Source organism: Desulfococcus multivorans, from assembly GCF_001854245.1.
Lineage (GTDB): Bacteria > Desulfobacterota > Desulfobacteria > Desulfobacterales > Desulfococcaceae > Desulfococcus > Desulfococcus multivorans.
Genome location: NZ_CP015381.1, coordinates 801,561 through 828,029, shown reverse-complemented (window position 1 = coordinate 828,029; position 26,469 = coordinate 801,561). Strand labels below are relative to the sequence as shown.

Here is a 26,469-nt window from a genome sequence, read left to right as displayed (position 1 = left end):
TGTGGTTGTCATGCACGTTAGGGCCGGGTAAAGAAGGAGACGCGCATGTATTTTTCCCTCTGGAAAATCCGGTAACCGAAAGGGCATTGACACTGCTTCCCATTTAACGTAAAAGTTAAGTTTTCGGAGAATTCTGTTCAACAGCATCCTGTTTCCAAAACGCCGAAACAGGGACATCTCCGCACACAACACGCTTCAATGTCGTTTGCAGCGGATACATCAGGATGACCTGGAACGTCATCAATCGATAAAAGGACAAAAGGGTTACCCCATGATTCTGGTTACCGGCGGCGCCGGGTTTATCGGCGCGAATTTCGTTTTGGACTGGCTGGCGGCATCCGATGAACCCGTTATCAACCTCGACAAGCTGACCTATGCCGGCAACCTGGAAAACCTCGCATCCGTCGTCGATGATGAGCGGCACATTTTCATTCGGGCCGACATCGGCGACCCTGAACAGGTCGCCGGATTGCTGAAGCGGTATCAACCCCGGGCCGTCGTCAATTTCGCCGCCGAATCCCATGTAGACCGATCCATTCACGGCCCCGAGGACTTCATTCAGACCAATATCGTCGGAACGTTCCGGCTTCTGGAAGCCGTGCGCAGCTACTGGGACAAGCTGGGAAGTTCACGGAAACATGCCTTTCGCTTCCTCCACGTTTCCACGGACGAGGTATACGGATCCCTGAGGGCCGGTGCTCCCGCGTTCAGTGAAACCCATCGTTACGAACCCAACAGCCCCTATTCGGCCAGCAAGGCCGCCAGCGACCATCTCGTGCGGGCTTACCACCATACATACGGCCTGCCGATGCTGACCACCAACTGTTCCAACAACTACGGGCCTTATCAATTCCCCGAAAAACTGATCCCCCTGATGATCATCAACGCCCTGGCGGGGAAACCCCTGCCGGTTTACGGCGACGGTCGGCAGATCCGCGACTGGCTGTACGTCAAGGATCACTGTCGGGCCGTCCGGCACGTGCTGGCCGAAGGCTCCCCCGGAGAAATATACAACATCGGCGGATGGAACGAAAAAGCCAATATCGACATCGTGAACATCGTCTGCGGCCTGCTCGACGAATTGCGTCCCCGGACGGACGGGAAACGCTATTGTGAGCAGATCGCATTCGTCACCGACCGCCCCGGCCATGACCGCCGGTATGCCATCGATGCCCGGAAAATTGAGCGGGAACTGGGATGGAAGCCGGCCGAAACCTTTGAATCGGGCATCCGGAAAACGGTGATGTGGTATCTGCAAAACCCGGACTGGATCGACAATGTCCATTCCGGCGCCTACCGGGCGTGGATCGAAAAGAATTATGCGGAGCGAAACCGATGAAGGTCCTGCTATTCGGAAAGAACGGCCAGGTGGGTTGGGAACTGCAGCGCAGCCTGGCACCGCTGGGCGAGATCGTCGCTCTGGGTTCCGGCAGCGAGGAGCTGTGCGGGAACCTCACCAACCTGGAAGGCGTCGCCCGAACCGTTCGGGCAGTCGTTCCGGACGTGATTGTCAACGCCGCCGCCTATACGGCTGTCGACAAGGCCGAAAGCGAGGGCGAGCTTGCCCGGACCATCAATGCCGCGGCTCCCGGCGTGCTCGCACGGGAAGCCCGACGCTGCGGTGCCTGGATGGTTCACTACTCCACAGACTACGTTTTTGACGGCAGCGGCGACCGTCCCTGGACGGAAACCGACCCCACGGGCCCCTTGAACGTATACGGCCGCACCAAGCTGGAAGGTGAACAGGCCGTTATCGCCGGGGGCTGCCGGCACCTGATCTTCCGCACCAGTTGGGTCTACGGCACGAGAGGGGCCAACTTTGCCGGAACCATTCTCCGGCTGGCCCGGGAGCGGGAAGCCCTCACCGTGATCGACGATCAGTTCGGCGCCCCCACCGGTGCCGAACTGCTGGCGGATGTGACCGCCCACGCCCTCCGAGCGGTTTTCAACAACCCGGATCTGGGGGGCCTGTACCACCTGGCGGCGGGCGGCGAAACCTCATGGCACGGCTACGCGGTTTTCATCCTGGAATATGCCCGCCGGGCCGGAATGAAACTGGCGGCGTCTCCCGAAACCGTCGCGCCGGTACCGACCAGCGATTTCCCGCTGCCCGCACGCCGCCCCCACAATTCACGTTTGAACACCGCCAAACTGCAGGCTGCCTTCGGCCTGAATCTCCCCCACTGGCAAACCGGCGCCAGACGCATGCTTACTGAAACCCTGGAGGCACAATCATGATCCGGCGCAAAGGCATCATCCTCGCCGGCGGATCCGGCACGCGGCTCTATCCGATCACGCTCACCATATCGAAACAACTGCTGCCGGTATACGACAAGCCGATGATCTATTACCCCCTCAGCACCCTGATGCTGGCAGGGGTCCGCGACATCCTGATCATCTCGACGCCGCAGGATACGCCCCGCTTCAGAGAGATGATCGGCGACGGCGAAAAATGGGGCATCGATGTTCAATATGCGGTTCAGCCCTCTCCCGACGGCCTGGCGCAAGCCTTTACCATCGGACGTGGTTTCATCGGCAATGACGATCCCGTCCTGATTCTGGGCGACAACATTTTCTACGGCCATGATCTGGCGGTGAAGCTGGAACGGGCGGCGGCCCAGAGTCAAGGCGCCACCGTGTTCGCCTACCATGTTCAGGATCCGGAGCGATACGGGGTGGTCGAGTATGACGCTGATCTGCGCGTGCGGTCCATCGAGGAAAAGCCGGCGAATCCACGGTCAAACTATGCCGTCACCGGCCTCTACTTCTACGACAATCAGGTCGTCGACATCGCCGACAACCTGGAGCCGTCCGCCCGGGGAGAACTGGAGATCACGGACGTCAACCGGATCTACCTGGAACGGGGAAAGCTCAACGTGGAAATCATGGGGCGGGGGTATGCCTGGCTGGATACCGGCACCCACGACTCCCTGCAGGAGGCGTCTTCCTTCATTTCCACCCTGCAGAAGCGGCAGGGGCTGATGGTGTCCTGTCCCGAAGAGATCGCCTGGCGCAAGGGATGGATCGATGCGGCACGGATCGAAAAACTGGCGCACACCATGGCCAAAAACGGGTACGGTCAATACCTCCTCGGCCTGCTGAAGAAAGGATGGGCACTGTGAAAGTCACCCCTGCCGCCGACATCCGGGAAGTTCTGATCATAGAACCCCGGGTATTCGGGGATGAACGCGGCTTCTTTTTCGAAAGTTTCAACCAGAAAATCTTTCAGCAGGCCACCGGCCTGGAGGTCGCGTTTGTACAGGACAATCACAGCCGATCCGGCCGAGGCGTCCTGCGAGGACTGCATTATCAGATCCGACAGCCCCAGGGCAAACTGGTGCGGGTCGTCTCCGGGGCGGTGTTCGACGTCGCCGTGGACATCCGCAGGTCCTCCCCCTTCTTCGGCCAATGGGTCGGCACGGAGCTCACGGAATCCAATCATCGCCAACTCTGGATCCCGTCCGGCTTCGCCCACGGATTTCTGGTGCTGAGCGACAGTGCGGACTTCCTGTACAAAACCACGGACTATTACGCCGCTGAATTCGAGCGCTGCATCGCCTGGAACGATCCTGAAATCGACATCCGGTGGCCCATTGAAACCCCACCGACGCTTTCATCCAAAGACAAAGCGGGAGTCCCTCTGAAACAGGCCGAGGTATTTGTGTGAACCCTCATGCAGCACAATCTGCTACGCTTTATGCATTGGTGAGAAGTTTGCGGGATAATCGCAAGCTGATTTTTCAAATGACCCGGCGGGAAGTATTGGGTCGCTACAAAGAGTCGGTTATGGGCCTGCTATGGACCTTCCTCAACCCGTTGATTATGTTGGTGGTCTATACCTTTGTTTTTTCAGTGGTATTCAAAGCTCGCTGGGGCTCTCAAGGGGAAGAAAGCCAGATTCAGTTTGCAGTTGTGCTTTTTGCCGGATTGATCGTACATGGATTGTTTGCAGAGGTGATCAACCGATCTCCAACATTAATCCTGAGCAACGTCAACTACGTCAAAAAAGTTGTCTTCCCTCTGGAAATCCTTCCGATTGTCGCCATAGGAACAGCCCTTTTTCAAACCTTGGTCAGCCTTTTTGTCCTCCTGTTCGTCTTTCTGATGTTCAATGGTTTTCTTCATTGGACCGTCCTATTGACGCCTTTGGTGCTTTTCCCGCTGATTATTGTAGTATCGGGTTTTAGCTGGATGCTGGCTTCTCTGGGCGCATTCCTCCGTGATGTGGGACAGCCGATCGGTATTTTCACCACTGCAATGCTTTTTCTCTCGGCAGTATTTTATCCTGTCACCGCCCTTCCAGAAAACTTACAACCTTGGATCCGACTCAACCCGCTTGCATTTATCATTGAACAGGTGAGAGAAGTGCTTCTCTATGGGCACCAACCCAACTGGATCGGTCTGGGTCTTTATGTGATAGGCGCCGTGGCATTCGCCTGGGTCGGATTCGCCTGGTTTCAAAAAACACGCAAGGGTTTTGCCGATGTCGTATAGCCCTTTTGTTTCGCTTTTTTCAAAAAAAGATATTTCCCTTGGTAGGGGAGATGAGCCCCTTTCAGAAACAGCTTTTAACGAACAGGACTTGACGCCGGATCTGAAAGATATTGCAATCCGTGCAACTCACCTCAGCAAGTGTTACCAGATCTACAAGGCACCAAGTGCCCGCCTGAAGCAGTTCATCATGCCCCGTTTTCAACGGGTAGTTCGAATGCGCCCGAAACAGTATTACAGAGATTTCTGGGCGTTACGAAATATATCCTTCGAGGTTCGTCGCGGCGAAACCGTGGGGATTGTCGGTCGCAACGGTTCAGGTAAATCCACATTGTTGCAACTCATCTGCGGAACACTCACCCCGACCAGCGGCGTTTGCCACACAAGTGGAAATATCGCGGCATTACTGGAGTTGGGCACAGGATTCAATCCTCAGTTTACGGGGTTGGAAAACGTATTTTTTTACGGTCAAATTCTGGGAATGTCATACCATCACATCAACCAGATATTGCCGGATATTCTATCGTTTGCCGATATCGGGAATTTCATTCATCAACCGGTCAAAACATACTCCAGCGGCATGGTTATGCGCCTCGCTTTCGCAGTGTCTGTATCGCGGGAACCGGAAATATTTGTTGTTGATGAAGCTCTGGCTGTAGGTGATGAAGCCTTTCGCAGAAAATGTTTTGCCCGAATCGAGGCGCTCCGCGAAAGAGGTACGACTATTCTTTTTGTATCGCACGCTGCGACAATGGTGATTGAGCTTTGCGACCGCGCGCTTCTGCTCGACAGCGGGGAACTCCTTTACGACGGCCCACCCAAAGAAACCATAACGCATTATCACAAATTGATTTTCGCTCCCCCGGAAAATATATCAAAACTGCACCGGGAAATCCGTAAAGCCGCAGAATCCGCTTCGATCGCTTCGCCCGATAACTTTCCGAGCGATTCCACTGCCGACACATCGTCTGAAAAAAAGGAGATTCAGCCACAGTACGTTGAGGGGTTGGTATCTCAAAGTCGGATCGACTATGATCAACTTGGCGCTGCTATTGTTGATCCCCGCATCGAAACCCTTGATGAAGAACGGGTGAACATCCTGATCGCCATGCAGGAGTATCGATACTGTTATCAAGTTAAATTTTTCCAGAATGCACGCCGCATACAATTTGGTATGCTGATCAAGAACATCAGCGGCGTAGAAATCGGCGGAGCACTCCATCCGAGTCTTTTTGAGCACATTGACAGCGTCATGGCAGGGGAAGAATTTCAGGTCAGCTTCAAGTTCCGATGCCAACTGAATCCGGGAACCTACTTTTTCAATTCGGGGATTCAAGGCCTGACGGGTGTCGATTCGAAAAAAACCTATCTGCACCGAATCATTGATGCCGTAATGTTCAAAGTCCAGCCTTACAGAGAACGGGAGGCCACCGCAATCGTCAATTTTGATATCTCATCCATCACGACGAGAAACAAAAAACTGAAATGAAAGATTCCAAAAAGAATATTGTTGTTGTATTGGGCATGCACCGGAGCGGTACGAGCACCATCACTCGAGGGATTTCTCTTCTCGGCGTCGAACTGGGTAACAATCTTCATCCTCCGGGAGAAGACAATCCCAAAGGATTCTGGGAAGACAAAGATTGCCTGCGCATAAATGAAAGCCTGCTTGAGCATTTAGGCTCTGCCTATGATAGACTCGGTCTTACACCCGAAGTTCTGGAGACCCTGAATCATGCTGATGCAGCCGGGTCATTGAAGCTCGAAGCGGTCGAAGTCCTGCGGACGAAGTTCTTAAATACAGCGCGATTCGGTTTCAAGGATCCCCGCGTTTCGCGGCTTCTGCCTTTCTGGAAAAACATCTTCAAAGCGGTGGGATGTACCCCTCGATACGTCATTGCCGTACGCAACCCCATCAGCGTAGCCCGGTCTCTCAGTAAAAGGAACCGGATTGAACCGGAGAAAAGCTATTTTCTTTGGCTGGAACATGTTGTCTCAGCAGTTTTAGATAGTAGCGGCAGCCCAAGGGTCATGGTGGATTACGATATTTTCTTGGAAAGTCCGCAGACGGAACTCCAGCGCATCGCTGATGTGCTGAATCTTGATCCTCCCGCAGAAAATTTAACCGCATTGAAAGAGTTTGCCAAAGATTTTCTGGAAGCCAAACTGCGCCATACGCATTTTCAGATCAAAGATCTGGAACTTGACCCCAAATTGCCGAAAGACGTTTCCCGAGCTTATGAACTGGCTTTAAACCTGGCAAATGGGGAAATGACCTTTGACGATCCCGTTATTCAGGAAAAATTCTTCGGAATCCGGCAACGCCTGCATGATTACGCACCGGCTTTCGGCTACGTTAACATCCTTGAAGACCGAATCATTGGTTTTTATCAGAATATCGCCGAACGCACTGAGAAAATCGAAAAACTTACCGACACTCTTTCTAAAGAGAAATCCAATACCGCTAAAGAAAAATCCAATACGGAAGATTTGAGCCGAAAATTATTACAAATTACCGGACAGCGAGATTGTCTGGAAAAACAATATGAGACTGAACGAGAAAAAACCCGCAAGTTAGGCATTCAATTGGAACAGAGCCGCAATCAGGCAAGAACTGAACGGGAAAAACTGGAACAGGTCAACCGACAGTTAGCCGTCATTTTAAACAGTAATTCCTGGCGCCTCACTTCATCCTTGCGCTTTTTCCGCAAAAATTTGATGACGCGTCCATATCCGTTTTTTCGAACCAAACTCTCCAGAATTGCCCATTGGGGTTGGGAAAGTCCTTTGCTGCCCCCTCAAGGCAAGCAAAAATTCAAGAATTCGATTTTCAAGAGGTTACCATTCCTCTTCAGACGAACCGAGGCTTATCGTCGCTGGCAGAATCTCAACGACGGAATTTTAAACACGGCTATACCGCAAATTACTTCGATGTCTGGGCAGGGTCGGTCCTGTTATAAGGACAACATAAGCAGCGATTATGTCCCAATGCTTACAGCCTCGCCGCCAAGGAGCAAATCCGTCAAGCTGATATGCTTTTATCTGCCGCAATTTCATTCCATTCCGGAAAATGATGAATGGTGGGGTAAAGGCTTTACGGAGTGGGCCAATGTCAAGCCGGCCAAGCCCCAATTTGTCGGCCATCATCAGCCGCATGTACCGGGTGAATTGGGATATTACAACCTGCTCGATGCTGCTGTTCAGCATCGTCAGGTCGAGTTGGCCAAGTTGTATGGCATTGGCGGTTTCTGCTTCTACTTCTATTGGTTCGGCGGTAAACGTCTGCTTGAAACGCCCATAAAAAACTATCTGGCAAACAAAAGGTTCGACCTGCCCTTTTGTCTCTGCTGGGCCAACGAGAACTGGACTCGCCGATGGGATGGATTGGAAAATGAAATTCTTATTGCGCAACAGCACTCACCGGAAGACGACCTCGCCTTTATCCAACATGTCGCCCGCTACATGAAAGATCCCCGCTACATTCGGATCAACGGCAAACCGCTACTGCTGGTCTATCGCCCCAGTCTCCTTCCGTCGGCAAAGAAAACGGCCCAACGCTGGCGAAATTGGTGTACCCAAAACGGCATTGGAGATCTCTTTCTCGCTTACACGCAATCCTTTGAAAAGGTCGATCCTTCAAAATACGGCTTCGATGCCGCCGTCGAGTTCCCACCGAACAATTCTGCACCACCTGATGTTACAGGCAGCGTCACCCCGATCGACAAAAACTTTGGATGCACTATCTATGATTGGCAGGTTTTCGTAGAACGCAGCAAAAAATACCAGCATCCCGGCTACAAGATCTTTCGTAGTGTTTGCCCAGGATGGGACAACACGGCGCGCCGGAATAACCGCAGCACCGTCTTTATCAACAACACACCGAAACTTTACCGGGCCTGGCTGGAAAACGCTATCCAAGATACCGTACTTCAAAGTGCCGCAGATGATGAACGATTGATATTCGTCAACGCTTGGAATGAATGGGCGGAAGGCGCTCATTTGGAGCCTGATGCCCGATACGGCTACGCATATCTGCAGGCCACCCGGGATGCTCTCACCGAAGGGGCTGAAACTCGAAATGACGCTATCCTGCTCGTTACCCACGACGCCCACCCCCATGGTGCGCAGTTCCTTCTTCTGTCACTCGCCCGACAGCTCAGGATCGATGGATTCAGGGTCGCCGTTCTGGCACTTAAAGGCGGCAGGTTGCTCGATGAATTCAGCCGCATCGGACAAACACTGAATGCCGAACTTGCAGGCCCGAAAGCAGTGCACAGCTTCCTGTATGAGCTCCGGGCGGGGGGAATGCACGACGCCGTAACCAGCACAGTTGTCAGCGGAAGTATCCTCCCTTTGCTGAAAGATCTTGACTTTCGGGTTCTCAGCCTGATTCACGAACTACCGGGAATAATCCGGGACATGCACCAGGAAACCAACGCCGATACAATCTCCAGGCTCGCCGACAAAATCGTTTTCCCGGCGGAACTGGTACATCAACGTTTCCGCGAGATCGCCCCGGTTGAACCCGAAAAGGTCTTGATCCGCCACCAGGGACTGCTCCGACGAAACCCATACAGGAACCGACGCCTCGAAGCCCGACGAGAAATACTTCAAAAACACCGCCTGCCGAAAGATAGTCAAATCGTCTTGAGCATTGCCTACGCCGACGCTCGCAAAGGGGCAGATCTCTTCGTCGAAATCGCTGCCCAGGTATTGCCGAAGCATCCGAATGCCGTTTTTATCTGGGTAGGGCACGGTGAACCTGAAATGATGCAAAAGGTTGAATCGCGCATCAATGCGCTCGAACTTCAGGGAAAAGTGCTGTTTGTCGGATTCGACCGAGAGCCCATGGCTTATTATGCCGCCGCCTCAGTATATGCGCTGCCCTCTCGTGAAGATCCTTTTCCCAATGTGGTGCTTGAAGCCACTGAGGCGGGTATCCCCGTAGTGGCTTTTGATGAGACTACCGGAGCCGGTCGGTATATCATTGAACAAGGCGGCCGTCTGGCTGACTTTCCAGACCCAAAAGATTTCGCACGAAAGATCTCCGAGCTGCTCTCTGTGACGGACAGGACCATACGGCATCGTCCCGGCTCAATGCGGCAGTATGCGTTAGACCTGCTGCACCATCTCAATGATTTTCCACGTGTTTCCGTGATCGTTCCAAACTATAATTACGAACGCCACATCATTGAGAGGCTGGAAAGCATTCGCCGTCAGACCTTTCCAATCTATGAGCTTGTCGTGCTGGATGACGCCTCAACGGACAGAAGTTGTGAAGTGATTACAAAATACCTGAGCGAGATTGATATCGATGCCCGTCTCTTCGTCAATGAAAAGAATTCCGGGTCGGTTTTTCGTCAATGGTGTAAGGGCATCAAGCTATGTCGAGGGGAGGTGCTGTGGATCGCCGAAGCGGACGATCTATCCAACGACAGCTTCCTCGACGAACTGGTTCCCGCCTTTCATATGCCCGAGACGGTACTGGCGTTCAGTCAGTCCAAACAAATGAACACCAAAGGGAAAATAATAAAGGACCATTATCTGGAATATACCCGAGAGGTGTCGGATAAATGGGGGGCCGATTATACTCGCGACGGCCGAGAGGAAATCCGGGAGGCACTTTGCATCAAAAATACCCTCCCGAATGTCAGTGCCGTCCTTTTCCGCAGGAAAGCTCTTGATCACGCTCTCAACACTATCGGCTCAGAATTGTTTGAATACCAGATCGCTGGAGATTGGTTGGTATACCTTCATGTAATGATGCAGGGCAAAGTTTGTTACATCCAAAAGCCTTTGAATCTGCATCGCCGGCACGCCTTCAGCGTGACAGGATCCGCAGCTAAACACCGCCACCTTCAGGAGGTTCGCCGATTGCAGGAAATTGCCCAATCCCTGGTCGAACCCACCCGGGAAGCACGCGCCAAGTCACGTGCCTATATCGAATATTTGCGCAAATATTTCGGGTTGCCCGATGAAAAACAGGAAGGACTTCGTGATGATTCCACCTACATCGTATAAAAAAGCCGTCATTCTCGGTGCCGCGGGGTTTATCGGTATCAACCTTTCACATGCCCTAGCCCAAAAGGGATATAAACTGATTTGTTTCGATCAGGTTACCACCCCTCACTGGCCCCAAAAGGCAACGCCTATCACCGGGGACTTCGCAACACTGTCTGCTGAACTCCTCCAGGAGCTTGATCACGCCCTGGTCTTTCACCTGATCAGTTCCTCTCGGCCGTCGCCCTTTACAATAGGGGCTGCAGACGAAGTCAGCCGTGACCTTGTAACCACGATCCGATACCTTGAAGAAACCCGTATCCGCAACTTGCGATGGGTCTTTCTTTCTTCGGGCGGCACCGTCTACGGCCAGAACAACGGCAAAACGATTACCGAATCGGAACCAACGAATCCCATCTGCTCTTATGGTGTTGTCAAGTTGGCTATCGAAAAATATTTCGCCCTTTATCAAAAACTGCACGGTATCGATTATGTAACGGTTCGGCTGTCCAATCCTTATGGCCCTTGGCAACATCCCCTGAGGGGTCAAGGCGTCATTTCCACCATGCTGTACAAGGCCCTCCGAAATGAACTGATAGAGATATGGGGAGACGGATCGAACGTGAGGGACTACATCTATATCACAGACGCCGTTCATGGTGTTCTGAATGCCGCCATGATCGGCAAAAGTGGAGAAACCTATAACATCGGCACGGCCTTCGGCCTATCCATCAACCAGTTGATCGAAATCATGAAAAAAACGCTGAACATAAAACCCGTTGTCAGGTATTGTGCAGCAAGGTCCGTCGACGTTAACAGAAACGTTCTAAATTTCATGAAAATTTCCGCCCACACTGGCTGGAAGCCCGAGACAAGCATTGATGAAGGCATGGCAATGACGGCGTCCTGGCTCAATCAGAACTTTGAATTCTTTAAATAATTACAACATGACAGGATGATCATGACCATCAACAAAATTCATTTGAGCTCACCCATGATGTGACTCGAAATCGAAAGAACATTTTCGGTTTTGAATCGATCCGCAAGAACTCTTTGTAAAACTTTTCACTCTGAAACCCAAGAAAGCATATTAATGACATATGAAAAAAATTATCAAACGATGGAGAGAGTTGATGTTAACCCAAGATGATTGGTTTGAAGCTGTATGCAGGAGCTATTCGAATCCTCCTGTATTTTATAACGGGATCAAGTTGCCCGGCTTTCCCTCCGATGAGATACAAACCAATACCACAGGCCAATCAGGTATCAATACACTTAAAGAAGCATTCATTTTTTATCAGGACTGCATCGAAAATTTCAAAATTCTTGGCATGCCTCTTCAAAAAAAGCACACTCTGTTGGACTTCGGGGTGGGCTGGGGAAGAATTGCACGCTTTTTTTTGCGCGAACTCCCCTTGAAAAACATTTACGGCATCGATGTCACAGAAGATTTTATAGAAATCTGTAAAAAAACTTTCCAAACTGAGAACTTTCTGGTAACGGAACCTTTTCCGCCGACGCAATTATCCAGCAGAAAATTTAACTTTATCATAGGTTATTCAGTCTTTTCACATCTATCTGAAAAAGCATGCGAAAGTTGGATGCGGGAATTCAGTCGTCTCCTTGTGCCGGGAGGAATGGTCGCCTTAACAACGCGCGGACGAACATTTTTTGACTTCTGTAAGTCTCTTAAAGGGAAAGGACATACAGGATATCTGGCCGCCCTTTCAAATCTGTTTGATGATTTCTCTGATGCTCGCACGCGTTACGACCAAGGCGAATTTGTGCATTCCAATCGAGACGGTGTGAACGGAGGAGGGGCAATGACAGCCGATTTTTACGGTGAAACATTTATACCTGAAGAATATGCCCGATCAGCATACTCAGAGCTCTTTCATTTGGAAAAATTCCTTTTTGATCCATCGAGACAGACACATCCGATCATGTTTTTTCGCAAAAAAAGTAACTCGTTATAATGTATTTGGGGGCGAGTGAATTTTAGGCTAAAAAATTCCACCCCTTTCATTTATGGTTGAGTTGCAGACTTAATCGAAGAGGAAAGAGAAAGAAAATTCCGGTCAAAAAATCCACCCACCGAAAAAATCGTACAAATGTTCTTCCCTTCGAGCAAGTAGAATATATGGATAAAATAGAAGATCGGAAAAAGTTCAGGCCGGAATTGGATGAATTCATCAATGAATTTATAGAGCTTTTTTCGGACGGAATCAAAAACGGATACCGCCTCAAAGAGATACGGTATCCGAAGAAATCGCAGATGCCGACAAGACGAATCATTGTGGATTCTGCTGCTTATACCGTCAGGCCTTCTTTTGTAATGCCCTACCATACGGCATTTACAAGCGAGGTTGAGAAGGCGCTGTTTCTTCGGAAATTCGACGTGCCTTTTTGGGCTTTGACCCATGTGTTCGGCAGGGATCCAATGTACTGGCATCGCATGGAACAAAACTTGGGCCGAAACAGCATTGTCGGAACCACGATCAAGGACCCCGATCTTCTTCCTGATCATATTGTCGCAGACGAGAAATATTCCCGACTGAAGGGAGAGAAAAGATTTACGTGCCCACTGTTGTCGGCACGCAGTGCATACTGGGAGTCTCCATAAGCGAGAAAGCCGGAGAAAAGGGCTTGACAGAAGCCTATGGAAAATTCGCTAAGGAAGCTAAGGACTTTAATCCCGAATACAGTCCGAAATCGGTGAACACCGATGGATGGAAGGCGACCATCAAATCGTGGACGTCTCTGTTTCCGGGAATTTCCGTTATCTGATACTTTTTGCACGTGTTCATTAATTCGGGTTTCGGAGCAGTAGGTTCAAAAATCGGCGTGACGGGACGCCACGCAAGGCTCAGCGAGACTGAATGGAATTCAGCGTGTACCTACGATTTTGATGAGAATTTTTCGGGTTATTCTATTGCGAGAATTGATTTTGGTGCGGATATTTCCAATTTATTCAAGATGCTGTTGACATCCGGCTGAATCTCGTTGCGCTTGAGGAAGCTGCGATCCGGCGTCTGGAATTCGGTAATCTGCAACCTTTCAAGTGCATGGCGGATGCGGCCCCAGGATCTTCCGCATGCAAGCTCTGCAACGCGTTCGATCAGCAGGGCCAGGACACAGATTTTCACATGGGTTTCAATCCTTCGAGGCAGCCAGTGGTACATGGGGCACATTTTGATCCGGGTTTGCTTGAGGGATCGAAAGCAGCGCTCGATGACCATCAGACCCTTGTAGCCGCATGCCGCGTCTTCCATGCTGATGGTATCGTCATTGGTCTCGAGCACCCATTTGCCGTCGTATCGTTTGGCTTCACGGATTTTAGACCGGTCGATCCGGACGGTGTCGTTCTTTGATATGGTCAAGTACCGGCTGTAGCGTTTTGAGCCCAACAGGGCAATGGCCCATTTGGCGGTCGCCTGTTTGCGGGGATGTTTGTCAAACGCCTTTTCAAGGCTCTCGACGACCGTCTGCCGATGCTTTTCCTGCCGTTTGGCCTCTTTGGGGTTGTAACAGAGCATATATCGTCTTCGACGTTCACCGTCTCCGATGATGACCTCTTTTGCATGGAGGTTATCCTTTATCTTCTGATATCTTCCCCGTTTGGACAGCACATCCCGCTTGACTTCGGCGACACTGACCATGCGCGTTGCCAGGAGGTATTTGCCGCAGGCCCGGGCAAGCTCCTCCTTGTTGGTGCGGGAATTCATCCCGGCGTCGGCCACGAAAAGCGCACGGTTGAGGTTCCATCCTCTCAGATCGGAACGGACCTTTTCGATGGTGTCGACATCTGAAGTGTTGCCGTCGAAGACCCAGCAACGAACGGGCAACCCTTCGGGTGTGACCGCCAGGGCGACAATGACCTGAGGGGTCCATACGCCGCTTTTGGATCTGCCGTATTTTCGGACGGCTTCATCAGACGCATCCGTGCCTTCATCTTCCTGATCGATTGAGAAGGATGCGGTGGTGGTGTCATAAAAGATGAGATCCACCTTGAGATTGAAGAGGTTGGCGGTATGAAAGAATATCGTCTTTTCAATATCGGCGGCGTGTTCATGGAAAAAATCCATGGCCTCGTACATATGATCCCGTTTCAGGTCATGACATCCCGGCATATAAACTTTTGAGAGCCAACGATCCCATACACCCAGCTTTGACTCGGGTTCACAAAGCCGGTTTGCCGTCATTGCCGGCAGCGCCCGTTCATAAGCGGGATTCACGCCTTCTGATTGAACAAGGTCGCGCAGGGTTTTTCCAATGCCAAGCCGCTCCCAGAGCGCTTCTATCACCCAAACCGCCTCGAAATCGAGCGTCCGGATGATTTGAAGGTCTTTCGGAAAGTCGGACGGGGAATCCTGGGGTACTGTGGATAGTGGATCAGAAACCTGAAGGCCGCAAACTCTGGCAATGGAATTGCACAGACGAACGAGCTGGTCTCGATCGAGTTGATCGGCCCGGCCAAAGTTATGGATGATTCGCGTTGTCGAGTTGCGGGTGACCGGATGACGCTCGTTGTGCGCCAGCTGATAGTACTCGACGGTGTCGCCGTCTCGGTTTTTTCTCTTGACAGTGCGCAAATACATAATACCTACGTATTTAGCGAATATTGCCAGTAATGTCTAGCTTATATATTTATATTTTGTACCTACGTGTTTTGGGGGCTGAGATCAGGTAGAAATTTTTAAGTGCTTAAATTTATTATGTAGGTGTGGGCGTGGCTGGCGAATTTTTGCCTACGGACCCGAAACCCGAGTTTGAGATTTGCGACCGGTCGTGCAAAAAATTCAGAGATTTTTTCTCCGTCACCGCGGACAAGCTGTGGAACTGCTACGAGGCCGCTACAAAGGCGTCCTTTTCTCAAAGGGTTCGAAGACTTTGCGAATGGGCCGAGAACGAAAAGGTTCCGGATGTCATGTTGAAACCGATAGAAAAACTGAAAGAAAATCTTTCGAGCTATTCGGAGGTTTACGATCAGCCGGGATTCCATAGAACCAGCAATATGGTAGACAGGTTGATGCCAGAGAATGAATCGCCATTTGTTCTTGACCTTTTACTTTCATGGAAGCCCGTACGCGGCCGAATTGAGCATAAAAGGTTGGGCGTTGATCCACAACTTCGCTCCGTGCAACCCGACGACTGTAAAAAGACACGGCGGTTTGAGGAGTCCTGCGGAGTGGCTTAACAAGCATAGATATCATGAGGATTGGTTGCAAAAATCTTTTGACATCGGCATCTATGGGCGGCTTTAGATATCCGCCCCCAAATCCGTTATAACCAGGACAACTGTATTGGACTAAATCATCATGACAAAACTAAATCTATATTTACATATCGGTTTGCATAAAACAGGAACAACTGCTATTCAACAGTTTTTAGTAGATAATCAATCATTATTAGCCCAACAAGGTTATTTGTACCCCGAAACAGGATTAGCTAATAATGCTCATTATGGATTATCCAACCTCTTAAAACTTGACACAAAAGAGTCCTGGAATACACATTTATGGGAGCAATTATGGGGTGAAATACAAAATTCAAAGTATAAAAACATAATATTAAGTTCGGAAGATTTTTCAATAGCCCAAACTATAGATCCTCTTTTGTTCTTAAGACAACATGCTCGTATAAAAATAGTTATCTACCTTAGACGACAAGATTATCTGATTCAGTCAGCTTATAATCAATTGGTTAAAGAGGTGTCTACCCGATTGAATGTAACGATTCAAGAATTTGTGGCAAAAAATATTCGTAATGTCTATAAATATGTAAATTTTGAAAATCGTCTTGAATTGTGGCACAAGTATTTTGGAAAAGAAAATATTTGCGTCCGAATTTACGAAAAAGAGCAATTAACAGAAGGGATTTTTGCTGATTTTTTAGAATCCATTGAGTTAAAAATGGATACACCCTATATTGAACCTAATCAAAAAACTAATAGAAGTTTTCACCCAGATGTAACAGAGTTTTTGCGACTTACAAATAAAATAAGTAATGAACAACACCTTGCGCTCGTTGCTGAATTAAGTGGCATTTCGGATATATTAAACACACAAAATCCGACTAAACAAAGGTTACTCTTATCTCCTATAGCCAGAAGAGACATTCAAAAACGCTATGAAATGTCTAATAGAGAAATTGCTCAATATTATTTAAACCGTGATAATAAGTGCTTATTCTACGAGCCTTGGCCCGATCCAGACGAACCTTGGGAGCCTTATTTGGGATTAACTGAAGATAGGTTTGATGAGATTGCATCCCGATTAAACACGAAGTGGCAAAATCTACTAACTCAGGTGAAACTACAGAACTTAGATATGTTCATGGCTAATAGGAATATAGCAATCATATCGATATTAAATAAGCATCAACACAATGAATCATCTCAACATTATGAACTTGTTGAACAAAATGACAATTGGTTTAACAAATTAAATTGGCAGAAAGATCGAATGATATTAAGTGAATTACTTTTTCGCTTAGAACATTATCGAAATATGGATTGGGATTTAGGTGATGATTGTTTTGTTTTCTATAAAACAAAATTTCTAATCGATCAATATGCCAAATTTTGGGGGTTACGACCTACATTTGAAGCGAACAATATTTTTGAGTTAGGTTTGTGGGATGGTGGTAGTGTGGCTTTTTGGTTTGAGTATTTTCAACCCAAGAAACACGTAGGGATTGATTTTCAAAAAAGAGATAATAGTCCTTATTTCCATCAATATGTTCAATCGCGCCATTTAGAGGGACGAATTAAAACCTATTGGGATACCAACCAAATTGACGTAAAACAGTTACGGCAAATTTTTTTACAAGAATTCTCAGAACCTTTAGATTTAGTGATTGATGACGCATCTCACATGTATGGCTTAACCAAAACAAGTTTCGAGGTTTTGTTTCCTTTGTTACGTCCCGGTGGTTTGTATATTATTGAAGATTGGACTTGGGGATATTGGGCCGAATTTCAAAAACCTGATCATCCATGGTTTACCAAAACACCATTTACTCAGCTAATATTTGAATTAATAGAATCAGTTGGAACAAGCCGAGCCAAAAATGATAATGCTCCACTTATTTCTGATATATCAGTATTTAAAGGGTTTACGGTTGTTGAACGCGGAGCATACAACTTAACTAACCCTAATCAATTTAAGTTAAACCAATTTATCACTCGGCGATCTAAACCACAATACACTTCTGTAGATATGTATATTAAAAACTTAACGAGACAGTTAAATCAATCTGAACAATTATTACAGGAAATTCAGAATTCTCGTGCTTGGCGATTGGTTCAGAAATGGTACGCATTTAGAAATTTTTTAAGAGGGAAAAAATTAAAAAAGTGAGGAATTATTAAATTTTACTTGTCTGCTCTCTTTTATTGGTAAAATGTTTGGTCTATTGTTATTAACCCGGCAATTAAATATAGAAATAAATTGAAAAATATGCTATAGCGCATACATGGAAAAAATTGATGCACGCAAACTTGCGCCGGAATTACAGCAGCAACTTAGAAATCAGGCGATTCGACTTCGTAAATCCGGAAGGAAATACAAAGAGATCGCAGAAATTGTCGGCGTTCATTTCACGACCGTTTGCGAATGGTGCAAAAGATATGAGCGCGAGGGAGCAAAGGCGATCCAGATCAGGAAGCGCGGCCGCCCGCACGGCAGTTGCCGCACCTTGAGTCCAGATCAGGAAAAAGAGGTTCAGAAGACCATTTACGACAAATGCCCTGACCAGCTCAAACTGCCTTTCGCGCTTTGGACTCGCATTGCGGTCCAACAATTGATCAAAGAGCGCTTTTCCATCAACATGCCCATACGGTCGGTTGGTGAATACCTGAAGCGATGGGGATTTACGCCCCAGAAGCCGCTGAGGGGGGCTTACAAACAGAACCCCAGGGCGGTAGAAAAATGGCTTGATGAAGAGTATCCAGCCATTGAAAAAAGAGCCAGGATTGAAAACGCCGAAATTCACTGGGGAGATGAAACCGGCCTTTGCAATGAAAGCTATCACGGCAGAAGCTACGCACCTCGCGGTCAGACCCCGGCTATTCGGCTTCATCCCAGATGTGCGAGGGTCAATCTGATTTCTACAGTTACGAATCAAGGCAAGGTCCGTTTCATGGTTTACGAGGATAAAATGAATTCAAGCACGATGATCAAATTCATGGAACGACTCACTAAAGATGCTGATCGAAAGGTATTCCTCATCCTCGATAATCTGAAGGTTCATCACAGTCATGTTGTCAGGGACTGGCTGTCGGAACATAAAGACCGAATCGAGGTGTTCTTTCTGCCGTCCTACTCTCCAGAGCTGAATCCGGATGAATATCTCAACTGCGACCTCAAGGCCGGTGTCCATTCAAGCGTACCGGCGAGAACGAAAGATCAATTGAAGAAAAAAGCGATATCACACTTGCGCAAGCTTCAAAAACTGCCGGCTCGAGTAATGAAGTACTTCAAACATCCTAAAATTCGCTATACAAAATGTTCGGCTGTTTAATTGCCTGGCTCATGCATCCTCTTGACTGTCCAGAGTTCTGTTACCGATAAGCGGTCATTTGAATTTCACTCAATTGTATAGTTGATAAGACAGGAAATTATATTTTGATCAGAAAAACGCGCTTTAAACTTTATGACAAAAATGCACTCCTCGGTCATGTCTCTTAAAAAAATATCAAATCTGTTTTTTTGTTTTTGCTTCTGTGGAATCATGCTGATTCCGCTCACTGTCAAGCTGATCGGTCTAGCGCCAACGCCTGTTGTCGGGGAAAACAGACCTCTTGCGTCCTCGCCGGCCTGGTTTAATCAAAAAATACGAAAATGGCCGTCCATCCTGGATTCATGGTTCAATGACCATCTCGCCTTCCGTTCTCATCTTCTCGGTCTGTATATCCGTTATTGGGAAAAAGGACTTGATGCGCCTGTAAAAGTTAATGTCACTGGTCGCAAGAATGAAATGTTCATGCAGCATATTTCACCTACAGTGACCCCTTACCTCGGTGTTCATCCCTTGAGCAAAGAGCATTTAGTAAACCTGAAGCTGGGATATGCAGGGACCCAGGCATGGTTTCAATCACACGGCATACCCTATCTACTGGTCTCTATTCCAGACAAAACAACACTTTACCCCGAATGGCTCCCTTTTTGGGCGGCGTGGAAAAAAGGACAAAGCCGATACCAACAAATTGTCGATGTTCTCAGCAAGAGCGATATTGAATATCTTGATATGCTCCCGGTATTAGCAAAACAAAAATCTTCAATGAGGCTCTATAATATTTGGTTTGACGTATGCCATTGGAACGGTAATGCATTATCCATTGCATATCAAACGATTGGTCGAAGGATTTCGAAATGGAGCCCTGCGTTTACCCCTCGCCCTGAATTCTATTCCATTGTTCCTACTGATGCTTATCGCTACCAATATGGGTCTGAAACCGTTCCTTATTTAAGACTCCAGCATCCTGATCTCCTCGAAAACCATTCAAATCTTCTGCCGGGTGAAGAGGCTCCCAAGAATTGGATGGGCCCGCTTCTCCTGATCAATAAAAATCAGGAGAAGCATGGGCTCTGGTTCATGTCTGATTCCTATTTTTCTATGACACACACCGAACAGTTACCGCAATGCGTGGGATCGATAAGCCCTCTGGCCTTGCACGTCCAAGCGTTTCTTCGTACGCATTATAACAGGTTCTCTCTCACTTTTGCGAATGATGTCCTGAACATCTTTCGCCCAACCGTGGTTGTGGAGGCCTTCGTGGAGAGATCACAGGGCGCCCGAACGCGTGCCAACGACCCTCTTATTCGTATCCTTGGAGATATTTTTCTTAAAACGCCGTCGCACATCCTCAAACCGGATATGGATTTAGCGACGGTCAAAACCGTCAATGCGGAATTCAATCGAAAGAGTGAAGCGGAAAACGCGTTAACGCTGATTGCTGAAAATAAGGATCCGATAATCCTGTTGCCGTCTCTGAAGGCGGATAATGACGGTCGGGTTGCGGTTATGGGGCACATTCAAGCGCCTGGGAATACCGCCATACAACTTTTTTATGCTCAGAAAGATCAAGGATTTTCAGGAGATCGTGTCGTAACGCAGCCTCTCAAGAAGGGAACCAATCTGATCCACCTGCATGTTTCCGTAACACCGGGCGAATGGGTAAAACTTCGCCTTGATCCCGGCGGCGTTCCCGGTGACTATCATTTTCTCGCGCTGCCTGAAGCAGCAACACGGACAGCAGGATAAGACGGTATGGTGTTCAGCTCCGTCACTTTCATTCTGGTGTTTTTGCCCCTGGTGCTGCTGGGCTATCTACTGATCTACAGCCTGCTGCATAAGCCTCGACACAGCCTCATTTGGTGTAACACTTTCCTGTTTGCCGCCAGCATCCTTTTCTATGCCTGGGGCGAACCGCGGTTTGTCCTTATTTTATTGGCCTCCACGCTGATCAACTATGGCTTTGGACTGGTGTTGCCGCCGGAATATCTCCCCGCTAAACGCAGACTGATTCTCTCCGTGGGGATTGAAGAAAACGCGAAGCTTATCCATCGCTGGAAAATTGTTTCCCTCCGGCGTGAAATGCTCCTCGCTATAGGGATAACATTGAATCTCGGCATTCTATGTTATTTCAAGTATATCAATTTTATTATGGATAATGTCCTGTCACTGCTGAATGCGCTGCTTCCACAATTTTTCGCAGGTAAAACCTTCTCACAAGTGGCGTTGCCTCTGGGCATCAGTTTCTATACCTTTCAGGGCATCAGCTATCTCATGGACGTTTACCGGGGTGAAACGCGACCTGCCCGCAGCCTGATCAATTTCGGTTGCTATCTCACCATGTTTCCCCAATTGGTGGCCGGCCCCATTGTCCGCTATACCGCTATCGCAAACGAACTCAAAAATCGTATATTGGCTATAGATACCTTTACCTCGGGTGCGGGCCGCTTCATCCTGGGACTTGCCAAGAAGATCCTGATTGCCGACACCCTGGGCCGCGTTGCAGATGCGGCATTCTCCATCCCCGTACAGGAACTCTCTCCACTTGCGGCGTGGGCCGGAGCGGTCTGCTATACGCTTCAGATCTATTACGACTTCAGCGGGTATTCCGACATGGCCATCGGTTTGGGCCACATGTTCGGGTTCACCTTCCCGGAGAACTTCAACTACCCCTATATTTCGAGAAGCATTAAGGAATTCTGGCGTCGCTGGCACATGACACTCTCCGGTTGGTTTAAAGACTACCTGTATCTGCCTCTCGGGGGCAATCGATACGGTGTGGCACGGACACTTTTCAACCTCCTGGCCGTTTTCATACTTTGCGGTTTCTGGCACGGCGCAGCCTGGGGGTTCATCATCTGGGGCGTGTATCACGGCGGATTCCTGGTTCTGGAACGGCTCTTCCCCACTTTCCCGGCTATGCTTCCCCAGTTTGTTCAGCACGCCTATACCCTCTTCGTCGTCATGATCGGCTGGATCATCTTTCGTGCGGACACGTTCACACATGCGCGATATTATATCAAAGCATTGTTCGGAACTTACGATATGGGCGTGCAGGCGAACCTGGTTTGGATGCAACTTTTTACCGGTGACGTATACCTGGCATTGGTATTCGGGGTTCTGTTTTCAGCTCCCGTTATCCCTGCTTGCCGTGATGCATGGCTCAAGACCCTGCAGCGCATCCCGCCTATCCGTGCCTGCGTCGGAGAATCGCTGCGCCTGATTGCCCTTTTGATTCTATTTGCTGTTTGCCTGATGCCTTTGTTTGGTTCGACATACAATGCCTTCATATATTTCCGTTTTTGACATATCTATCTCTCTTCATCACTCATTTTGGACGTTTCCTGCACCTCTCGTCCAAACCGGTTTTTCGAAAAACAAGTAAAGCTATGGGCATGACGATCGCCATCTTTCTGGAAAAAATACTTTCACATCAATCAACGATGCAAGACGGTGGGACGATATATCAATGAAAACAGAACGGCAAAAGATATCCTCAGCAGTCAATAACCCGCCGAATGCCGGTGCAATCATCATAAACTGGCATTCCTGGAAGCACCTGACGCGATGCCTGGCTGCAATTATACGGCAGGAAACCCCGTTTTTCCGGATTGTCGTGATCGACAACGATGACGACGATAAACCTGTCGAATGGTTTGACGTCCGTTCGGAAAATTTTCATTACGTGAAGATGGATCAGAACGTGGGATTTGCGAAGGCCAACAATATCGCTCTGGAATATCTGGATGACTGCGAGTGGATTGCGCTGATCAATCCTGATGCATTTCTTGAACCGTCATGGCTGAAACACATGCTCGATGCCGCTGCGAAAAATCCGGATTTTTCATTTTTCGCATGTCGGCTTGTCATGGCAAATGACCCGGAATTCCTGGACGGTACAGGTGATGTATATCACGCCAGCGGTTTGGTTTGGCGGGATCGCCATGGAATGGCCCAGAAAACGATGAGTTTTGCAGACCAGGAAGTTTTCAGCCCATGTGCAGCGGCGGCAATCTACCGGCGTGACGATTTGATCGCTGTGGGCGGTTTCGACGAGGATTTTTTCTGTTATATCGAAGATGTGGATTTAGGATTTCGTCTTCGTCTCAATGGTCATCGCTGCCGGTTCGCTTCCGATGCGATCGCCTATCACGTCGGATCGGCGACGACCGGTGGCGGTCACAGCGATACAGCGGTGTATTACGGGCACCGGAACATGGTCTGGGCATTCATGAAAAATGTCCCGGGCTTCCTGTTCTGGGCGCTCCTGCCCTGGCATTTGTTGATGAATCTGGTGGGTGTGGCGGTTTTTGCATGGCGGGGACAACTCAGGGTAATTCTCGCAGCAAAGCGTGACGCCCTCCTGGACATCCCGAACATGTGGAAAAAACGCAGAGCAATCCAATCGCAACGAAAAGCTTCCATCCGGGCGATATGGAACGTCATGGACAAACGGACGGTTCCGGCATCCGCCCCCTGGAACCCAACCCGCAAAGGCCGTCAGGCATAGCCGTGAAAATCACCCCGGAGGCTTCCGTCTGATCAAACCACAATCTTCCAGCACCGGTGGATGGTCTTCCGTTTGCCGGCGTAGTCTTCGGGGATCGTCCTGGCGGTGATCTCCTCGATGTCGGTGATGGGCAGCCGGTCCATGCGGGGCTCGAAATTCTGGTGGTTGGTGGAAAAGACGATGATGCCCCCTTTGTGCATCCGTCGGATGACGGCATCGAGCAGGACGGGATGGTCGGTGGAGACGTCAAAAGAACCGTCCAGATTTTGCCGGGGATCCCGGCTCGTTGAAAAGGACGGCGGGTCGACCACGGCCAGATCGAATTTTTGATGCTCATGATCGGCCCGTTCGAGAAAATCGAAGGTATCGGCCTGGATCAGGGAATGGCCCGTCTCGGGGATGCCGTTAAGCGCCATGTTCTCTCTCGCCCAACGGATGGCGGTCTCCGACCGGTCGACGGAGACGGTTCGCCGCGCACCGCCTGCAGCAGCGTAGCAGGTGAAGGTGCCGGTGTAGCAGAACAGGTTCAGGAAATCCTTTCCCGGGGCCATATCCCGCACCATCCGCCGGGTGTTCCGGTGATCGGAAAAGAGCCCGGTGTCGACATAGTCGTTGAGGTTGACGTAAAACGCCATATCCCCTTCGGAGACAACGATCTTCTCATCCGTGGTGTCGATCCGCTCATAGCGCACGCCGTCACCGCCGCCGGTAAAGCGCTGCTTGAGGTGGACCTTCTCCATGGGGACATTCAGGGCCCCCGCTGCCGCGGTCCCCATCATGGGCAGCCATTCGGGGGTAGACTGCCGCCTCGTGTATTCAGAGACGACCAGGTGGCCGGCATACCAGTCGACAACTGCGCGGATCTCGGGAATATCCCAGTCATACAGTCGGAACGCCTCGATGTTTTGGCGGGCATATCGCCGGTGCAGGTGTTTGAACCGTTTTTTGATCCTGTTGCCGAGCATTTCGGCCTGGCGCCGATATTTCTGCGTCGTGACGTCATCCGTCATGGCGCCCTCCTTTTCCCTCTCTGAAACGAGATCCGATCAAACCGGTTCCAACGCTCGGACGATCCATCAGCGCTTTTCCGGAGAGCCGGCCGTCCCGTTCAGGAAATCTCTGAACCAGCGCGGATTGAACAGGATGACATAGATCATGAAGAGTTCGGCGACAGGCACGGCGAACGCCGCAAAGTGCAGAATGACGATGCCCAGGCAGATCAGTAGGCGGTACCCGATATTCATATGCTTTCCTCCTTTTCAGGACAAGAGGTTTCCAATCCCGTTCCGGTTGACAGATGTTATTGACGGATCCAATATGGGGATAAAAATCCAGAATGTCAAAAATGTGTCTCATCCCGAAGCGGGTTACAGTCCGCAGTCTGGCAGAAAAACGGCATCGGCTGCCGATTCTTCCCGGTTCCCGCCCGGGATTCATAGCCTCTTGTACTTTCCGAATACATCGGCATCCTTGAAAATATCCATGCCTTCCCTGAAATTGTACTTGACAAATAGGATTAATTCCTATTTAGTAGTTATATGAGCAGACAGGACGTCACCGAAAAAATTCAAGCGTTCATCGATACATGTCACCGACATCACCTGAAAATTACGCCCCAGCGCGTGGCAATCTACAGGGAACTGTTGCAGTCCGACATGCACCCTTCGGCCGACGTCCTTTACCGGCTTGTCAAAAGAGACTATCCCAACATCTCTTTTGACACCGTCAATCGAACGCTGCTGACGTTCGTCCATATCGGCGTTGCCAACGTCGTCGAGATCTTCGGCGGCGCCAAACGGTTCGATGCGAACGTCTCGGACCATCACCACCTGCATTGCATTCAATGCGGCAGCATCACGGATTTCCACCACCGGTATTTCGACAGTCTGGCGGATCCCGAGGATGTCCCCGCGGACTTTCAAATTCTGGACAAGCGCATCGTGTTGAAAGGCATCTGTAACGCATGCAGCAAAAAAACGTCGCAACCTCACGGCACGCCCCATCATGACGAAAATCCAAAACAGAAAGGAAAATAGGAATGAGCAAGACCAAGGAAAATCTGCAGGCCGCTTTCGCCGGGGAATCCCAGGCCCGGAACAAGTACACCTTCTTTGCGGAAATCGCCCGTGAAGAAGGCTATCATTACATCGCCAAGCTGTTTGAAGAGACCGCCGAAAACGAAAAGCAGCACGCCCTGGACCATTTCAAGATGCTGAACGGCCTCGGCACCACGATCGAAAATCTCAAAGCGGCCATCGGCGGCGAGGACTACGAGGTCCAGAGCATGTACCCCACCTTTGCCAAGGAAGCCGAAGCCGAAGGAGAAAAGCTCGCCGCCATCGCCTTTCAGCAGGTCGCGAAAATCGAAGCGCATCACCGGGAGCGCTACAAAAAGCTTCTGGCCATGGTGGAGTCCGGGACCGTTTTCAAACGGGAGGAACCCATCAAATGGAAATGCAGCGTCTGCGGCTATATTGTCGAAGGCAAGGAACCGCCCCCCAAGTGCCCGTCCTGCAAAAAACCGAAGGAATATTACGAACCGGCATGCATGGACTTCTAACCGCGTCCGTCTGATTATGCCTTGACAAGCTTCGATAATTCTTCTATCAGAGGATATTTGAATATCGTTCAAGGTGCCGCAGTGCTTAAAATGGGAATCCCGTGGAAGTCGGGAGTGGTCCCGCCGCTGTAATCGGGGACAAAATTCGCGAATACCACTGTTTGTGAAACACAAATGGGAAGGTGCGAATAGTAGGACGATCCGAAAACCAGAAGACCTGCCTTGGACACGCCTGTCCTTCTCTACGATGAATGGAGACGCCGGCAATCTGAAAGGGTCAAGAAACTGGGTGCAACCCTTCAAGCCCAATGGGTTTGAAGGGTTTTTTTATTGCCCAACCTGCGGGCGCCTTCTCTCGAACAGGCGAGGCCGCCCGACATGACGGCATGGA

Annotated in this window: 20 protein-coding genes and 1 riboswitch; of the genes, 17 read left to right on the top strand and 3 right to left on the bottom strand. The window is 49.6% G+C overall.

The features are described from left to right. The first annotated feature begins 271 nt into the window (after positions 1-271). The 10 genes from rfbB to dmul_RS03475 all read left to right on the top strand — a co-directional run bounded on the left by rfbB (position 272) and on the right by dmul_RS03475 (position 13,114). Entirely contained in the window at positions 272-1,339 is a 1,068-nt protein-coding gene (gene rfbB, locus dmul_RS03520) for a dTDP-glucose 4,6-dehydratase (RefSeq protein ID WP_020877398.1), read from the top strand. Beyond that, the gene (gene rfbD / locus dmul_RS03515) at positions 1,336-2,238 is read left to right on the top strand and encodes a dTDP-4-dehydrorhamnose reductase (protein ID WP_020877399.1); all 903 of its coding nucleotides are present in this window, start codon (positions 1,336-1,338) and stop codon (positions 2,236-2,238) included. Before rfbB ends, rfbD begins: the two co-directional genes overlap by 4 nt. After that, the gene (gene rfbA, locus dmul_RS03510) at positions 2,235-3,122 is read left to right on the top strand and encodes a glucose-1-phosphate thymidylyltransferase RfbA (RefSeq protein WP_020877400.1); all 888 of its coding nucleotides are present in this window, start codon (positions 2,235-2,237) and stop codon (positions 3,120-3,122) included. The genes rfbD and rfbA overlap by 4 nt, the downstream gene beginning before the upstream one ends. Continuing rightward, a complete protein-coding gene (gene rfbC, locus dmul_RS03505) occupies positions 3,119-3,667 on the top strand; it encodes a dTDP-4-dehydrorhamnose 3,5-epimerase (protein WP_020877401.1) in 549 nt (182 codons plus the stop codon). Before rfbA ends, rfbC begins: the two co-directional genes overlap by 4 nt. Continuing rightward, positions 3,664-4,494, top strand: coding sequence for an ABC transporter permease (locus tag dmul_RS03500; RefSeq protein WP_020877402.1), 831 nt, complete (start codon positions 3,664-3,666; stop codon positions 4,492-4,494). Before rfbC ends, dmul_RS03500 begins: the two co-directional genes overlap by 4 nt. Beyond that, positions 4,484-5,980, top strand: a complete 1,497-nt coding sequence (locus dmul_RS03495) for an ABC transporter ATP-binding protein (protein ID WP_020877403.1) — start codon at positions 4,484-4,486, stop codon at positions 5,978-5,980. The genes dmul_RS03500 and dmul_RS03495 overlap by 11 nt, the downstream gene beginning before the upstream one ends. Continuing rightward, on the top strand, positions 5,977-10,512 hold the full coding sequence (locus dmul_RS03490) for a glycoside hydrolase family 99-like domain-containing protein (RefSeq protein ID WP_020877404.1): 4,536 nt from the start codon (positions 5,977-5,979) through the stop codon (positions 10,510-10,512). Before dmul_RS03495 ends, dmul_RS03490 begins: the two co-directional genes overlap by 4 nt. Continuing rightward, on the top strand, positions 10,424-11,431 hold the full coding sequence (locus tag dmul_RS03485; RefSeq protein WP_152495395.1) for an NAD-dependent epimerase/dehydratase family protein: 1,008 nt from the start codon (positions 10,424-10,426) through the stop codon (positions 11,429-11,431). Before dmul_RS03490 ends, dmul_RS03485 begins: the two co-directional genes overlap by 89 nt. Before the next feature lie 193 nt (positions 11,432-11,624). Continuing rightward, on the top strand, positions 11,625-12,467 hold the full coding sequence (locus tag dmul_RS03480; RefSeq protein ID WP_020877406.1) for a class I SAM-dependent methyltransferase: 843 nt from the start codon (positions 11,625-11,627) through the stop codon (positions 12,465-12,467). 164 nt (positions 12,468-12,631) lie between these two features. After that, on the top strand, positions 12,632-13,114 hold the full coding sequence (locus dmul_RS03475; protein WP_020877407.1) for a hypothetical protein: 483 nt from the start codon (positions 12,632-12,634) through the stop codon (positions 13,112-13,114). 301 nt (positions 13,115-13,415) lie between these two features. Here the strand turns inward: dmul_RS03475 and dmul_RS03470 are convergent, their stop codons facing one another. Then, complete coding sequence (locus dmul_RS03470) at positions 13,416-15,089, bottom strand: IS1634 family transposase (RefSeq protein ID WP_020877408.1); 1,674 nt, start codon at positions 15,087-15,089, stop codon at positions 13,416-13,418. Between the two features lie 720 nt (positions 15,090-15,809). Between dmul_RS03470 and dmul_RS20685 the strand changes: the two genes are divergently transcribed. The 5 genes from dmul_RS20685 to dmul_RS03440 all read left to right on the top strand — a co-directional run bounded on the left by dmul_RS20685 (position 15,810) and on the right by dmul_RS03440 (position 23,518). Next, entirely contained in the window at positions 15,810-17,852 is a 2,043-nt protein-coding gene (locus tag dmul_RS20685; protein ID WP_020877409.1) for a class I SAM-dependent methyltransferase, read from the top strand. Positions 17,853-17,967: 115 nt separating this feature from the next. After that, the gene (locus dmul_RS03455) at positions 17,968-19,014 is read left to right on the top strand and encodes an IS630 family transposase (RefSeq protein WP_020877410.1); all 1,047 of its coding nucleotides are present in this window, start codon (positions 17,968-17,970) and stop codon (positions 19,012-19,014) included. Positions 19,015-19,146: 132 nt separating this feature from the next. Further along, positions 19,147-20,757, top strand: coding sequence for an alginate O-acetyltransferase AlgX-related protein (locus tag dmul_RS03450; protein ID WP_078081189.1), 1,611 nt, complete (start codon positions 19,147-19,149; stop codon positions 20,755-20,757). Between the two features lie 6 nt (positions 20,758-20,763). After that, positions 20,764-22,314: an MBOAT family O-acyltransferase gene (locus dmul_RS03445; protein ID WP_020877412.1), complete on the top strand. Its 1,551-nt coding sequence runs from the start codon at positions 20,764-20,766 to the stop codon at positions 22,312-22,314. 163 nt (positions 22,315-22,477) lie between these two features. Next, the gene (locus tag dmul_RS03440; RefSeq protein ID WP_020877413.1) at positions 22,478-23,518 is read left to right on the top strand and encodes a glycosyltransferase family 2 protein; all 1,041 of its coding nucleotides are present in this window, start codon (positions 22,478-22,480) and stop codon (positions 23,516-23,518) included. Positions 23,519-23,550: 32 nt separating this feature from the next. Here the strand turns inward: dmul_RS03440 and dmul_RS03435 are convergent, their stop codons facing one another. Together dmul_RS03435 and dmul_RS20440 are read right to left on the bottom strand one after the other, a co-directional pair. Then, entirely contained in the window at positions 23,551-24,528 is a 978-nt protein-coding gene (locus dmul_RS03435) for a class I SAM-dependent methyltransferase (RefSeq protein ID WP_020877414.1), read from the bottom strand. Between the two features lie 66 nt (positions 24,529-24,594). Further along, positions 24,595-24,762: a hypothetical protein gene (locus dmul_RS20440; protein ID WP_020877415.1), complete on the bottom strand. Its 168-nt coding sequence runs from the start codon at positions 24,760-24,762 to the stop codon at positions 24,595-24,597. A gap of 294 nt (positions 24,763-25,056) precedes the next feature. Between dmul_RS20440 and dmul_RS03430 the strand changes: the two genes are divergently transcribed. Continuing rightward, positions 25,057-25,554: a Fur family transcriptional regulator gene (locus dmul_RS03430; protein WP_020877416.1), complete on the top strand. Its 498-nt coding sequence runs from the start codon at positions 25,057-25,059 to the stop codon at positions 25,552-25,554. A gap of 2 nt (positions 25,555-25,556) precedes the next feature. Then, a complete protein-coding gene (gene rbr / locus dmul_RS03425; protein ID WP_020877417.1) occupies positions 25,557-26,078 on the top strand; it encodes a rubrerythrin in 522 nt (173 codons plus the stop codon). 54 nt (positions 26,079-26,132) lie between these two features. Continuing rightward, a riboswitch (cobalamin riboswitch) is annotated at positions 26,133-26,317 on the top strand. Positions 26,318-26,469: the final 152 nt, after the last annotated feature.

Excerpts from the sequence above, each read along its gene's own strand:
- rfbB (WP_020877398.1), top strand. The coding sequence starts at position 272 with ATGATTCTGGTTACCGGCGGCGCCGGGTTTATCGGCGCGAATTTCGTT.
- rfbD (WP_020877399.1), top strand. The coding sequence starts at position 1,336 with ATGAAGGTCCTGCTATTCGGAAAGAACGGCCAGGTGGGTTGGGAACTG.
- rfbA (WP_020877400.1), top strand. The coding sequence starts at position 2,235 with ATGATCCGGCGCAAAGGCATCATCCTCGCCGGCGGATCCGGCACGCGG.
- dmul_RS03495 (WP_020877403.1), top strand. The coding sequence starts at position 4,484 with ATGTCGTATAGCCCTTTTGTTTCGCTTTTTTCAAAAAAAGATATTTCC.
- dmul_RS03490 (WP_020877404.1), top strand. The coding sequence starts at position 5,977 with ATGAAAGATTCCAAAAAGAATATTGTTGTTGTATTGGGCATGCACCGG.
- dmul_RS03480 (WP_020877406.1), top strand. The coding sequence starts at position 11,625 with ATGTTAACCCAAGATGATTGGTTTGAAGCTGTATGCAGGAGCTATTCG.
- dmul_RS03475 (WP_020877407.1), top strand. The coding sequence starts at position 12,632 with ATGGATAAAATAGAAGATCGGAAAAAGTTCAGGCCGGAATTGGATGAA.
- dmul_RS03470 (WP_020877408.1), bottom strand. The coding sequence starts at position 15,089 with ATGTATTTGCGCACTGTCAAGAGAAAAAACCGAGACGGCGACACCGTC.
- dmul_RS20685 (WP_020877409.1), top strand. The coding sequence starts at position 15,810 with ATGACAAAACTAAATCTATATTTACATATCGGTTTGCATAAAACAGGA.
- dmul_RS03455 (WP_020877410.1), top strand. The coding sequence starts at position 17,968 with ATGGAAAAAATTGATGCACGCAAACTTGCGCCGGAATTACAGCAGCAA.
- dmul_RS03450 (WP_078081189.1), top strand. The coding sequence starts at position 19,147 with ATGACAAAAATGCACTCCTCGGTCATGTCTCTTAAAAAAATATCAAAT.
- dmul_RS03445 (WP_020877412.1), top strand. The coding sequence starts at position 20,764 with ATGGTGTTCAGCTCCGTCACTTTCATTCTGGTGTTTTTGCCCCTGGTG.
- dmul_RS03440 (WP_020877413.1), top strand. The coding sequence starts at position 22,478 with ATGAAAACAGAACGGCAAAAGATATCCTCAGCAGTCAATAACCCGCCG.
- dmul_RS03435 (WP_020877414.1), bottom strand. The coding sequence starts at position 24,528 with ATGACGGATGACGTCACGACGCAGAAATATCGGCGCCAGGCCGAAATG.
- dmul_RS20440 (WP_020877415.1), bottom strand. The coding sequence starts at position 24,762 with ATGAATATCGGGTACCGCCTACTGATCTGCCTGGGCATCGTCATTCTG.
- dmul_RS03430 (WP_020877416.1), top strand. The coding sequence starts at position 25,057 with ATGAGCAGACAGGACGTCACCGAAAAAATTCAAGCGTTCATCGATACA.
- rbr (WP_020877417.1), top strand. The coding sequence starts at position 25,557 with ATGAGCAAGACCAAGGAAAATCTGCAGGCCGCTTTCGCCGGGGAATCC.